Genomic DNA, 12,924 nt, shown 5'->3' with positions numbered 1-12,924 from the left:
GCAGACTCAGCGTAATCGGAGAACTACGTTCCGCTCATCCGGTGGCGGTGGTGAGGGGGCACGCCCGTCGCGTCCTAGGCTTGCCTGCATGACGCGCGCATCGCTGGACAAGCAGCCGCACGAGGTCGCCGCGATGTTCGATCGCACGGCCCGGCGCTACGACCTGGTCAACGACGTCCTCTCACTGGGCCAGGACCGCCTGTGGCGGAAGGCCACCGCGGCGGCGATCGACGCGGGCCCCGGCGAGCTGGTCCTCGACCTCGCCGCGGGCACCGGCACCTCGACCGACGCGTTCACCGAGCTCGGGGCGCGGGCCATCGCGTGCGACTTCTCGCTCGGCATGCTCCGCACCGGGGTCGAGCGGCGCGGCGGTTCGGGTCTGTACGGCGGGGGCGTGCGCGGGGTGACGTTCGTCGCGGGCGACGCGCTGCGCCTGCCGTTCCGCGACGAGACGTTCGACGCCGTGACGATCTCCTTCGGCCTGCGCAACGTGGCCGACACCGAACAGGCGCTGCGCGAGATGCTGCGGGTGACCCGCCCGGGCGGCCGGCTGGTGATCTGCGAGTTCTCCCGGCCCACGCCGAAGTCGTTCGACCTCGTCTACTCGCAGTACCTGATGAAGCTGCTGCCGCCGGTGGCCCGGATGGTCAGCTCGAACCCCGATTCCTACGAGTACCTCGCCGAGTCGATCCGGGCCTGGCCCGACCAGGAGGCGCTGGCGCGGATCATCCAGCGGGCGGGCTGGCGGAAGGTCGCCTGGCGCAACCTCACGCTCGGCATCGTGGCCCTGCATCGGGCGGTCAAAGCGTGATGAGACGTGCTTGGCCGTACCCCTCTGACACTTCGCCCCGGATAGGGGTTAGACTGCGGCGCGACAGTTTGTGAAGTTGTTCACAAAGGCACGAAGGTCTAAACCAATTTCGAGGCCTTCCTTCCCTGGAACGGACAGGTCCCCCGTGAGTGAGCGAACCCGCGTGACGCGGAGAGAGGTCGACGCCGACGTCATCGTCGTCGGCGCGGGCCCCGCGGGTGCCACGACGGCCTTCCATCTCGCCCGCGCCGGTCTCGACGTGCTGCTCCTGGAGAAGACGCGCTTCCCCAGAGAGAAGGTCTGCGGTGACGGACTGACCCCGCGGGCGGTGAAGGAACTCGTCGCCATGGGCGTCGACATCGACGCGCCCGGCTGGATCAGGAACAAAGGGCTGCGCGTCTACGGCGGCGGCATGCGCCTCGAACTCGACTGGCCCGAGCTGTCGAGCTACCCCGACTTCGGCCTCGTGCGCACCCGCGCCGACTTCGACCAGATCCTCGCGAGGCACGCCGAGCGCGCGGGCGTCCGGCTGCGCGAGGGCGTGAACGTTACAGGCCCCCTGCTCGACGAGCGCAGCGGTCACGTCGTGGGCGTGACGGCCAAGGCGGACGGCGAGGAGGTGTCCTACCGCTCGCGGCTCGTGGTGGCGGCCGACGGCAACTCGACCCGGCTGTCGATCGCCCTGGGCCTGCACAAGCGTGAGGACCGCCCGATGGGCGTGGCGGTGCGCACCTATTACAAGAGCCCCCGCCACGACGACGACTACCTGGAGACGTGGCTCGAGCTCTGGGACGGCGACCGGCTGCTGCCCGGTTACGGCTGGATCTTCCCCGTCGGCGACGGCACCTCCAACGTCGGCCTCGGCCTGCTGAACACCAGCGACGCGTTCAAGAACATCGACTACCGCGACCTGCTGCGGCGGTGGATGAGGAACACGCCGGAGGAGTGGGGCTTCACCGAGGAGAACATGACGGGCCCGATCAGGGGCGCCGCGCTGCCGATGGGCTTCAACCGGCAGCCGCACTACGCCCGCGGGCTGGTTCTCGTCGGCGACGCGGGCGGGTCGATCAACCCGTTCAACGGCGAGGGCATCGCGTACGCCATGGAGACCGGCAGGACCGCGGCCGAAGTGATCGTCCAGGCGCTGTCCCGGCCGACGCCCGCCCAGCGTGAGCGCGTGTTACTCGCGTATCCTCGTATGCTCAAAGACGCCCATGGCGGATACTTCACCCTCGGCCGCCTGTTCGTGGAGGCGATCGGAAGGCCGGGTGTGATGAGTTTCGCCACCCGGCACGGGATGCCCCATCCCACCCTGATGAGATTCGCCTTCAAGCTGCTCGCTAATCTCACAGACCGGCGGGGCGACGTCTCCGACCGCATAATCAACGCCCTGTCCAAGGTGGCTCCGCCATCATGATCGCCGAAGCCAGCATGACTGAAGCCCGCATGACCGAGACGATGCGCATGTCGCCCCCGGCCCCGCAGGTGGCCGCCCGGCCGGCGGCGCCCTTCGGCATTCTCGTGATCGCCCAAATTCACCGAGTAAGCGAGGACATGTAGCCATGGAGCTGTATGTGCCGATCGTGGTGCTCGCGGTCCTCGCGGCGGGATTCGCCGTGTTCTCCGTGAGCATCGCGCCATTCACCGGGCCCAAGCGCTGGAACCGCGCGAAGCTGGACGCCTACGAGTGCGGCATCGAGCCCACTCCGCAGCCGGTCGGCGGCGGCCGATTCCCGCTGAAGTACATGATCACCGCGATGTTGTTCATCGTGTTCGACATCGAGATCATCTTCCTCTATCCGTGGGCGGTGGCCTTCGACAAACTCGGCGTGTTCGGGCTGGTCGAGATGGTGCTGTTCATCGTCACCGTTCTCGTGGCGTACGCCTACGTGTGGCGGCGTCGCGGCCTCGATTGGGATTAGCCATGGGTCTTGAAGAGAAACTCCCGAGCGGGTTCATCCTCACCACCGTCGAGCAGGTGGCGGGCTGGGCCCGGAAGAACTCCGTCTGGCCGGCGACCTTCGGTCTCGCGTGCTGCGCCATCGAGCTGATGGCCACCGGCGGCCCGAAGCACGACCTGGCCCGCTTCGGCATGGAGCGTGCCTCCGCCTCCCCGCGGCAGGCCGACCTCATGATCGTGGCCGGCCGGCTGTCGCAGAAGATGGCGCCCGTCCTCCGCCAGATCTACGACCAGATGGCCGAGCCCAAGTGGGTCATCGCGATGGGCGTCTGCGCGTCCAGCGGCGGCATGTTCAACAACTACGCCATCGTCCAGGGCGTGGACCACGTGGTGCCGGTCGACATCTACCTGCCCGGCTGCCCGCCGCGCCCGGAGATGCTGATCGACGCCATCGTGAAGCTGCACGACAAGATCCAGAACATGAAGTTCGGCGCGCACCGCGAGAAGCAGATCGAGGAGCTCGAGCTCCAGGCGCTGCGCACGCTGCCGCTGATCGATCAGGGAGCCGGGAAGTGACCACCGAGAACCTGCCCGGGCTGCCCGAGGAGCCCGTCGCCCGCAGGGGCATGTTCGGCGTCAAGGACAGCGGCGACACCTCCGGCTACAACCGCCTGGTCGTCCGCCGTCCGCCGAAGCTGTCCAGCAGCCGGCCGTACGGGTCGTACTTCGACGAGGTGGCCGACGCGCTGGAGCCGGCGTTCGCCGACGCGATCGAGCGCGTGGTCGTCGACCGCGGCGAGATCACCTTCCACGTGCGGCGCGAGCGGCTGCCCGAGGTGATGAAGCACCTGCGTGACGACCCGGCGCTGCGGTTCGAGCTGTCGCTCGGCGTCTCGGGGGTCCACTACCCCGAGGAGACCGGTGCGGAGCTGCGCGCCGTCTACCACCTGTGCTCCATCACGCACAACCGGCGCGTCCGGGTGGAGGTCTCCTGCCCCGACGCCGACCCGCACATCCCCTCCACGGTTCAGGTCTACCCCACGCACGACTGGCACGAGCGCGAGACGTACGACTTCTTCGGAATCGTCTTCGACGGCCACCCGGCGCTGACCCGGATCGAGATGCCGGACGACTGGGAGGGGCACCCGCAGCGCAAGGACTACCCGCTCGGCGGCATTCCGGTGGAATACCGCGGCGCCGAGGTCCCCGCGCCGGACCGGAGGAGGTCGTACTCGTGAGCGTCGACCTGCACGAGTGGACGAGGGCAGCGAGGAGAGCGTCGTGAGCACCACCGAGACCGCCACTGAGACCCAGGGCCGGATCTACGACGTCGCGGGTCAGGACTGGGACGAACTGGTCAAGACCGTCAGCGAGTCGGCCGAGGAGCGCCTCGTCGTCAACATGGGCCCGCAGCACCCGTCGACGCACGGCGTGCTCCGGCTCGTGCTGACCCTCGACGGCGAGACCGTGACCGAGGCCCGCACAGTGATCGGCTACCTGCACACCGGCATCGAGAAGAACATGGAGTACCGGACGTGGACCCAGGGGGTCACGTTCGTCACCCGCATGGACTATCTCGCGCCGATCTTCAACGAGACCGCCTACTGCATGGGGGTGGAGAAGCTTCTCGGGATCACCGACAGGATCCCGGACCGGGCGCAGGCCCTCCGGGTCCTGACGATGGAGCTCACCCGGATCTCCTCCCACCTCGTCGCGATCGCGACGTTCGGCATGGAGCTGGGCGCGACGACGCCGATGCTGTTCGGCTTCCGCGAGCGCGAGATGGTGCTCGACCTGATGGAGTACATCACCGGCCTGCGGATGAACATGGCGTACGTCCGGCCGGGCGGCGTCAGCGTCGACCTGCCGGCCGGCGCCGTCGACAAGATCGGCGAGTTCCTCAAGATCATGCCGGGGCGGATCAAGGAGATGCGCAAGCTCCTCGACGCCAACCCGGTCTACACCCGGCGTACGAAGGACGTGGCCTACCTCGACCTGACCGGGTGCATGGCGCTCGGGGTCACCGGGCCCATGCTGCGCGCCGCCGGGCTGCCGTGGGACCTGCGCAAGTCCCAGCCCTACTGCGGCTACGAGACGTACGAGTTCGAGGTGGCGACGCAGAACACCTGCGACGTGTACGGCCGTTACCTCGTGCGCATGGCCGAGATGGACGAGTCCCTCAAGATCATTGAGCAGGCGCTCGACCGGCTCTCCGGCCCGCTCAAGGGCGGCCCGGTGATGATCGAGGACAAGAAGATCGGCTGGCCGTCGCAGCTCGCGCTCGGCCCCGACGGCCTCGGCAACTCGCCCGACCACATCGCCCACATCATGGGCAGCTCGATGGAGGCCCTGATCCACCACTTCAAGCTGGTGACCGAGGGCTTCCGGGTGCCGGCCGGGCAGGCGTACGCCTCGGTCGAGTCGCCGCGCGGCGAGCTGGGCGCGCACGTGGTCAGCGACGGCGGCACCCGGCCCTACCGGGTCCACTTCCGCGACCCGTCGTTCACGAACCTGCAGGCGGTGCCCGCGACGTGTGAGGGCGGCATGGTCGCCGACGTCATCTCCGCGGTCGCCTCGATCGACCCGGTCATGGGAGGTGTGGACCGTTGAGCGGCGAGCCGACGAGTGAGCGGAGCGGCAGGCCGAGGGACGAGGCCACCCGCGTAGCGAATGAGAAGGGGAGCGCGACCATGAGCACGGGGTACTCCCCGGAGGTCCGCGAGCGTCTGGAGACGGACGCCAAGGAAATCATCGGCCGCTACCCCCGGCCGCGTTCGGCGCTGCTGCCGCTGCTGCACCTGGTGCAGTCGGAGGACGGCTACATCTCCGACGCCGGGCAGGAGTTCTGCGCCGAGATGCTGGGCCTGTCCAAGGCCGAGGTCGTCGGCGTGGCGACCTTCTACACCATGTACAAGCGCAAGCCGGCCGGCGAGTACAACGTCGGCGTCTGCATCAACACGCTGTGCGCGGTGATGGGCGGCGACCAGATCTGGGACGAGCTCAGCGAGCACGTGGGCGTCGGCCACGACGAGACCACCGAGGACGGCAAGATCACGCTTGAGCGGCTGGAGTGCAACGCCGCCTGCGACTTCGCGCCGGTCATGATGGTCAACTGGGAGTTCTTCGACAACCAGACCCCGGAGTCGGCCAAGCAGCTCGTCGACGACCTGCGTGCCGGCAAGGAGGTCGCGCCCACGCGCGGCCCGCGCCGTCTGTGCACGTTCAAGGAGGCGTCCCGGGTCCTCGCCGGCTTCCCCGACGGCCAGGCCGCCGAGGGCCCGTCGGCCGCCGGCCCGTCGCTGGAGGGCCTGAAGGTCGCCAAGGCCAACGGCTGGGAGGCCCCCAAGGCCGAGGGGAGCGAGAAGTGACGCGGAACGAACCCGTCGCAGTGAGCGGAGCGGTCCGCGAGGTACGAGCGGCCCGCGTAGCGAACGAGGAGCGGTGAGCGACCAAATGACACAGCTTACGCCGGTTCTCACTAGAAACTGGGACCAGGACGACTCGTTCACCATCGACGGGTACGGCGAGTACGCGGCCGCCAAGAAGGCCCTGGGCATGGACCCCGACGCCGTCATCCAGGCGGTGAAGGACTCGGGCCTGCGCGGCCGCGGCGGCGCGGGCTTCCCCACCGGCATGAAGTGGGGCTTCATCCCGCAGGGTGACGGCAAGGCCCACTACCTCGTCGTCAACGCCGACGAGTCGGAGCCGGGGACCTGCAAGGACATCCCGCTCATGATGGCCAACCCGCACGCGCTGGTCGAAGGCGTGATCATCGCGTCCTACGCGATCCGGGCCAACCACGCGTTCATCTACATCCGCGGCGAGGTGGTCCACGTCATCCGCCGGGTGCAGGCCGCGGTCCGCGAGGCGTACGAGAAGGGCTACCTCGGGACGGACATCTTCGGCTCGGGCTACGACCTCGAACTCGTCGTGCACAGCGGCGCCGGGGCGTACATCTGCGGCGAGGAGACCGCGCTGCTCGACTCGCTGGAGGGCTACCGCGGCCAGCCCCGGCTCAAGCCGCCGTTCCCGGCGGTCGCCGGCCTGTACGCCTCCCCGACGGTGGTCAACAACGTCGAGTCGATCGCGAGCGTGCCGAGCATCATCGCCAACGGCGCCGACTGGTTCGCCGGGATGGGCACCGAGAAGTCCAAGGGCTTCGGCATCTTCTCGCTGTCGGGCCACGTGACCCGGCCGGGCCAGTACGAGGCCCCGCTGGGCATCACGCTACGCGAGCTGCTCGACATGGCGGGCGGCATCCGCGAGGGCCACGAGCTGAAGTTCTGGACGCCGGGAGGCTCCTCGACGCCGATCTTCACGGCCGAGCACCTCGACGTGCCGCTCGACTTCGAGTCGGTCGGGGCCAAGGGCTCCATGCTGGGCACCCGCGCCCTGCAGATCTTCGACGAGACGACCTGCGTGGTCCGCGCGGTGATGCGGTGGACCGAGTTCTACGCGCACGAGTCCTGCGGCAAGTGCACGCCCTGCCGTGAGGGCACCTTCTGGCTCAAGCAGGTGCTCAAGCGGCTGGAGAAGGGCCAGGGCACCGAGGACGACCTGGCCACCATCACCGACATCGCCGACAACATCCTCGGCCGTTCGTTCTGCGCCCTCGGCGACGGTGCGACGAGCCCGATCCACTCGTCGGTGAAGCACTTCCGCGACGAATACCTCAAGCACTTCGAGATCGGCGGCTGCCCGTTCGATCCCGCCGCTTCCACGGTGTGGGGGTCCAAGTGACAGTTCAGACGACGCAGCCGGAGCAGCCGGTCGTGGACATGGTCACCCTGACCATCGACGGCTTCCAGATCAGCGTCCCCAAGGGCACGCTGATCATCCGGGCAGCGGAACTGCTGGGGATCCAGATCCCCCGGTTCTGCGACCACCCGCTGCTCTCGCCGGCGGCCAACTGCCGCCAGTGCCTGGTCGACATCCCCGACGCGGGCAACGGCCGCGGCTTCCCCAAGCCGCAGCCGTCCTGCGCGATCGAGGTCGCCGAGGGCATGGTGGTCAAGACGCAGCTCACCTCACCGGTGGCCGAGAAGGCCCAGCGCGGCGTGATGGAGATGCTGCTGCTGAACCACCCGCTCGACTGCCCGGTCTGCGACAAGGGCGGCGAGTGCCCCCTGCAGAACCAGGCCATGTCGAACGGCCAGGGCGAGAGCCGGTTCACCGAGCAGAAGCGGACGTTCGAGAAGCCCGTCCCGCTGTCGAGCGAGGTGCTGCTCGACCGCGAGCGGTGCATCCAGTGCGCCCGCTGCATCCGGTTCTCCGAGCAGATCGCCGGTGACCCGCTCATCGACTTCTTCGAGCGCGGGGCCAAGGAGCAGGTGGGCGTCGCCGACGGCGAGCCGTTCCAGTCCTACTTCTCGGGCAACACCATCCAGATCTGCCCGGTGGGCGCGCTGACCGGCGCGGCCTACCGGTTCCGCTCCCGCCCGTTCGACCTGGTCTCCACGCCGAGCGCGTGCGAGCACTGCGCGTCGGGCTGCTCGCTGCGCACCGACCACCGCCGGGGCAAGGTCACCCGCCGCCTGGCCGGGGACGACCCGCAGGTCAACGAGGAGTGGAACTGCGACAAGGGCCGCTGGGCCTTCACCTACGCCACCGCGCCCGACCGCCTGCGGTCGCCGCTGGTCCGTGACGAGAGCGGCAAGCTCGTCCCGACCTCCTGGCCGGACGCGCTGGCCGTCGCGGCCGAGGGCCTGCTGCGGGCCCGCGGGAAGGCCGGCGTGCTGGTCGGCGGGCGGCTCACGGTCGAGGACGCCTACGCCTACAGCAAGTTCGCCCGGATCGCCCTCGGCACCAACGACATCGACTTCCGGGCCCGCCCGCACTCCGAGGAGGAGGCGCGCTTCCTCGCCCACGCCGTCGCCGGCAAGGGCATCGAGGTCTCCTACGCCGACCTGGAGACGGCCCCGGCCGTGCTCCTCGCCGGGTTCGAGCCCGAGGAGGAGTCGCCGATCGTCTTCCTGCGCCTGCGCAAGGCGGCGCGCAAGCGGGGCCTGAAGGTCTACTCGCTCGCGCCGTTCGCCACGCCGGGCCTGGCCAAGATGCAGGGCACGCTGATCCGCACCGCGCCCGGCGCCGAGGCCGAGGCGCTCGGCGACCTCGTCGGCGGCGACGTGCTGCCCGCCGGCTCGATCGTCCTCGCCGGCGAGCGGCTGGCCACCGCCCCCGGCGCCCTGTCCGCGCTTGTACGGCTCACGCAGGCCACCGGCGCCCGGCTCGCCTGGGTGCCGCGGCGGGCCGGTGAGCGCGGCGCGCTGGAGGCGGGCGCCCTGCCGGGCCTGCTGCCGATCGGCCGCCCGGCCTCCGACGAGACCGCCCGCGCGGAGGTCGCCAGGGTGTGGGGCGTCGGCTCGCTGCCCGACGCGCCCGGCCGCGACACGGCGGGCATCATCGAGGCCGCGCTCAACGACGAGGTCGACGCGCTGGTCGTGGCGGGTGTGGACCCCTACGACCTGCCCGACCCGGCCCGGGCCCTGGCGGCGCTGGAGAACACGCCGTTCATCGTCAGCCTGGAGATCCGCGCCAGCGCGGTCACCGACCGGGCCGACGTGGTCCTGCCGGTCGCCGCGGTGGCCGAGAAGTCCGGCACGTTCGTCGACTGGGAGGGCAGGGGCCGCTCGTTCGGCGTGGCCACGGCCGTCCCCGGTCTGATGAGCGACCTGCGCGCCATCGCGTCGATCGCCGACCAGATGGACGTCCACCTCGGCCTGCCCGACCCCGCCGCCGCCCGGCGGGAGATGGCCACGCTCGGCTCCTGGAAGGGCACCCGCCCGGCCGCGCCGGCGGTCACCGGCCGTCCGGTCCGAGAGCCCCGGGCGGGCGAGGCCGTGCTGGCGACCTGGCACCTGCTGCTCGACGACGGCCGGCTGCAGGACGGCGAGCCGTACCTGGCGGGGACCGCCCGCTCGGCGGCGGCGCTGCTGTCGGAGGCGACGGCCGCCGAGATCGGCGCGGTCGACGGCGGCAAGATCACCATCGGTGACGACGTGGTCGTGCCGGTGCGCGTCGCGGACCTGCCCGACCGTGTCGTGTGGGTGCCGTCCAACTCCGCCGGCCTGTCGGTCACGCGCGACCTGCGCGCGGTCGCCGGAGACGTCGTAAAGATCGGGAGCGTCTCGTGAACAACCCCGGACCCACGCTGAGCGACTTCGGCCACGATCCCCTGTGGATCACGATCATCAAGGCCGTCGCGATCTTCGTGTTCCTGATGCTGGGCGTGCTGATGGGCGTGTGGACCGAGCGCAAGCTCATCTCGCGCATGCAGCACCGCTACGGCCCCAACCGCGCAGGTAAGTTCGGCCTGCTGCAGACGGTGGCCGACGGCCTGAAGATGGGCCTGAAGGAAGACATCATGCCACGCACCGTGGACAAGGTGATCTACTTCCTGGCCCCTGTCATCATCGCCGTCCCCGCCTTCCTGGCCTTCTCCGTCGTGCCGTTCGGGCCGATGGTATGGATGTTCGGCCACAAGACGCCGCTGCAGCTCACCGACCTGCCGGTCGCGGTGCTGCTGGTCCTGGCCACGGCCTCGATCGGCGTCTACGGCGTGGTGCTCGCCGGGTGGGGCTCCCGCTCGCCGTACGCCGTGCTGGGCGGCCTGCGCTCGGCCGCCCAGGTCGTGTCGTACGAGATCGCGATGGGCCTGTCGTTCGTCGCGGTGTTCCTCCAGGCGGGCACGCTGTCCACCTCGGAGATCGTGGCGAAGCAGGCGGGCGGCGGCACCTGGGACATCGGCTCGCTGTCGATCCCGATGCCGTCCTGGTACGTGGTCTCGCTGATCCCGTCCTTCCTGATCTACGCGATCACGATGCTGGGCGAGACGAACCGCGTGCCCTTCGACCTCCCCGAGGGCGAGGGCGAGCTGGTCGGCGGCTTCCACACCGAGTACTCCTCGTCGCTGAAGTTCGCGATGTTCATGCTCGCGGAGTACGTGAACGTCTTCACCGTCTCGGCGATGGCGATCACGCTGTTCTTCGGCGGCTGGCGGGCCCCGTGGCCGATCTCCATGTGGGACGGCGCGAACTCCGGCTGGTGGCCGATGCTGTGGTTCTTCATCAAGCTGGTCATCGCGTTCGGCTTCTTCGTCTGGGTCCGCGCCTCGCTGCCGCGGGTCCGGTACGACCAGCTCATGGCCTTCGGCTGGAAGGTGCTCATCCCGGTCAACCTGGCCTGGATCCTGATGGCCGCCACGTTCAAGGCGCTGCGCCTGCCGGACAGCAACCGGGCGGTCATCATGACCATCGGCGCGGTCGTCATCATCGGCGCCCTCGCGATCTGGCTCCGGTTCGACACGGTCAACCAGCGCCGCAAGGAAGCGAAGGCCGCCCAGATCGAGGAGGAGTTCGAGCAGCTGCGGGAGGAGCCGGTCGCGGGCGGGTTCCCCGTGCCGCCGCTCGACGCCCCGCACTACCACGGAGTCGTGCCCGCCGCGCGTCTCAATCCCGACGCCGCCAAGGAGGTGACCAGTGGGAGCAACTGATTGGCTGAACCCGATCAAGGGATTCGGCGTCACCTTCCACCACATGTTCAAGAAGCCGGTGACCGTCAACTACCCGGAGGAGAAGCGGCCCACCGCGCCGCGCTTCCACGGGAGGCACCAGCTGAACCGGTGGCCCGACGGGCTGGAGAAGTGCGTCGGCTGCGAGCTGTGCGCCTGGGCCTGCCCGGCCGACGCCATCTACGTCGAGGGCGGCGACAACACCGACGAGGAGCGTTTCTCGCCGGGTGAGCGCTACGGCCGCGTCTACCAGATCAACTATTTGCGCTGCATCCTCTGCGGGCTGTGCATCGAGGCGTGTCCCACCCGGGCGCTCACGATGACCAACGAGTACGAGCTCGCCGACTCCAGCCGCGAGTCGCTGATCTACACCAAGGAGATGCTCCTCGCGCCGCTGGGACCGGGCATGGAGCAGCCGCCCCACCCGATGCGCCTCGGCGAGACCGAGGAGGACTACTACCGGTTGGGTCGAAGCAATGGGTGAGTCCATCACGTTCTGGGTGCTCGCGGTCGTCTCGGTGATCGCCGCGCTCGGACTCGTCTTCAGCCGCAGGGCCGTCTACTCGGCCCTCATGCTCGGCGTCGTCATGCTCTCGCTGGCGGTGCTGTACGCGGTCCAGGACGCTCCGTTCCTGGCGGCGGTGCAGATCATCGTCTACACCGGCGCGGTCATGATGCTGTTCCTGTTCGTGCTCATGCTCGTGGGTGTGGACTCGTCCGACTCCCTCGTGGAGACGATCAGGGGTCAGCGCTTCTGGGCCATCGTGGGCGGGCTCGGCTTCGCCGCCCTGCTCGCCCTCGGGATCGGCAACGCGGTCGTCGGCGCCCCCAAGGGCCTGGCCGCGCCCACGCAGGCGGGCAACGTGCCTTCCCTGGCCGAGCTGATCTTCACGCGCCACGTGTTCGCCTTCGAGGTGACCTCGGCGCTGCTGATCACGGCCGCGCTCGGCGCGATGGTGCTCGCGCACCGGGAGCGCAGCGAGCCCAAGCCGACCCAGAAGGACCTGTCCCGGCAGCGCTTCGTCGCCTTCGGCAAGACGGGCAAGAACCCGGCGCCGCTGCCCGGCCCCGGCACCTACGCCCGGCACAACGCCATCGACATGCCGGCGCTGCTGCCCGACGGGTCCGTCTCGCCGCTGTCGGTCAACCGGTACATCGCGCGGTACGAGGAGTCCCAGGGCATCCTGCCCCCGGAGGTCGCCCGCGTGCTGGAGCAGGAGGAGGCCGCGCAGCGGGCCAACGGGCACAGCACCCCGACGGTCGCGGACGAGGCCAGGGACGGCGGTCCCGACACCGAGCCCATGGCCGAAGAGGGCCCGGTGGAAGAGGGCGTCGTGGCCGGCCGGGTCGTCAGCTCCCGCGCTGACTCCCGGAGCGAGGAGGACGGCAAGTGACCACGCACTACCTGGTGCTCTCCGCGCTGCTGTTCGCCATCGGCGGCGTCGGCGTGCTCGTACGGCGCAACGCCATCGTGGTGTTCATGTGCGTCGAGCTCATGCTCAACGCCTGCAACCTGGCGTTCGTCACCTTCGCCCGGCAGAACGGCAACCTCGACGGCCAGCTCATCGCGTTCTTCGTGATGATCGTGGCCGCCGCCGAGGTGGTCATCGGCCTGGCCATCATCGTGACGATCTTCCGAACCCGCAGGTCCGCGTCGGTCGACGACGTCAGCCTGCTGAAGTACTAAGAGGTGGCCGTGGAACC

General features: G+C 69.6%; 14 protein-coding genes. All 14 read left to right on the top strand.

Annotation, left to right across the window (positions count from 1 at the left end; translation table 11 throughout):
* Positions 1–88: 88 nt before the first annotated feature.
* Positions 89–811, top strand: coding sequence for a demethylmenaquinone methyltransferase (locus tag AAH991_RS07710; protein ID WP_346225049.1), 723 nt, complete (start codon positions 89–91; stop codon positions 809–811).
* Between the two features lie 163 nt (positions 812–974).
* A complete protein-coding gene (locus tag AAH991_RS07705; RefSeq protein WP_346225048.1) occupies positions 975–2,228 on the top strand; it encodes a geranylgeranyl reductase family protein in 1,254 nt (417 codons plus the stop codon).
* Positions 2,225–2,371: a hypothetical protein gene (locus AAH991_RS07700; RefSeq protein ID WP_346225047.1), complete on the top strand. Its 147-nt coding sequence runs from the start codon at positions 2,225–2,227 to the stop codon at positions 2,369–2,371. The genes AAH991_RS07705 and AAH991_RS07700 overlap by 4 nt, the downstream gene beginning before the upstream one ends.
* Positions 2,372–2,373: 2 nt before the next feature.
* Entirely contained in the window at positions 2,374–2,733 is a 360-nt protein-coding gene (locus AAH991_RS07695) for an NADH-quinone oxidoreductase subunit A (protein ID WP_079315519.1), read from the top strand.
* A 2-nt stretch (positions 2,734–2,735) separates the two neighbouring features.
* On the top strand, positions 2,736–3,287 hold the full coding sequence (locus tag AAH991_RS07690; protein ID WP_169980970.1) for a NuoB/complex I 20 kDa subunit family protein: 552 nt from the start codon (positions 2,736–2,738) through the stop codon (positions 3,285–3,287).
* Positions 3,284–3,949: an NADH-quinone oxidoreductase subunit C gene (locus AAH991_RS07685; RefSeq protein WP_346225046.1), complete on the top strand. Its 666-nt coding sequence runs from the start codon at positions 3,284–3,286 to the stop codon at positions 3,947–3,949. The genes AAH991_RS07690 and AAH991_RS07685 overlap by 4 nt, the downstream gene beginning before the upstream one ends.
* Before the next feature lie 43 nt (positions 3,950–3,992).
* Positions 3,993–5,321: an NADH-quinone oxidoreductase subunit D gene (locus AAH991_RS07680; protein WP_428833956.1), complete on the top strand. Its 1,329-nt coding sequence runs from the start codon at positions 3,993–3,995 to the stop codon at positions 5,319–5,321.
* Positions 5,318–6,079: an NADH-quinone oxidoreductase subunit NuoE gene (gene nuoE / locus AAH991_RS07675; RefSeq protein WP_428833955.1), complete on the top strand. Its 762-nt coding sequence runs from the start codon at positions 5,318–5,320 to the stop codon at positions 6,077–6,079. Before AAH991_RS07680 ends, nuoE begins: the two co-directional genes overlap by 4 nt.
* An 85-nt stretch (positions 6,080–6,164) precedes the next feature.
* On the top strand, positions 6,165–7,451 hold the full coding sequence (gene nuoF, locus AAH991_RS07670) for an NADH-quinone oxidoreductase subunit NuoF (protein WP_346225045.1): 1,287 nt from the start codon (positions 6,165–6,167) through the stop codon (positions 7,449–7,451).
* Between the two features lie 38 nt (positions 7,452–7,489).
* Positions 7,490–9,844, top strand: a complete 2,355-nt coding sequence (locus tag AAH991_RS07665) for an NADH-quinone oxidoreductase subunit G (RefSeq protein ID WP_428833960.1) — start codon at positions 7,490–7,492, stop codon at positions 9,842–9,844.
* Entirely contained in the window at positions 9,841–11,202 is a 1,362-nt protein-coding gene (gene nuoH / locus AAH991_RS07660; protein ID WP_346225043.1) for an NADH-quinone oxidoreductase subunit NuoH, read from the top strand. Before AAH991_RS07665 ends, nuoH begins: the two co-directional genes overlap by 4 nt.
* Positions 11,189–11,704, top strand: a complete 516-nt coding sequence (gene nuoI, locus AAH991_RS07655; RefSeq protein ID WP_139574090.1) for an NADH-quinone oxidoreductase subunit NuoI — start codon at positions 11,189–11,191, stop codon at positions 11,702–11,704. The genes nuoH and nuoI overlap by 14 nt, the downstream gene beginning before the upstream one ends.
* Positions 11,697–12,614, top strand: a complete 918-nt coding sequence (locus AAH991_RS07650; protein ID WP_346225042.1) for an NADH-quinone oxidoreductase subunit J — start codon at positions 11,697–11,699, stop codon at positions 12,612–12,614. Before nuoI ends, AAH991_RS07650 begins: the two co-directional genes overlap by 8 nt.
* Positions 12,611–12,907, top strand: coding sequence for an NADH-quinone oxidoreductase subunit NuoK (nuoK, locus tag AAH991_RS07645; RefSeq protein ID WP_030506864.1), 297 nt, complete (start codon positions 12,611–12,613; stop codon positions 12,905–12,907). The genes AAH991_RS07650 and nuoK overlap by 4 nt, the downstream gene beginning before the upstream one ends.
* The last annotated feature ends 17 nt before the right edge of the window (positions 12,908–12,924 follow it).

It is taken from the genome of Microbispora sp. ZYX-F-249, from assembly GCF_039649665.1.
In the GTDB taxonomy this organism is placed as follows: Bacteria; Actinomycetota; Actinomycetes; order Streptosporangiales; family Streptosporangiaceae; genus Microbispora; species Microbispora maris.
Note: the sequence above shows the minus strand (reverse complement) of the source record. Positions and strands in the feature narration are given on the sequence as shown.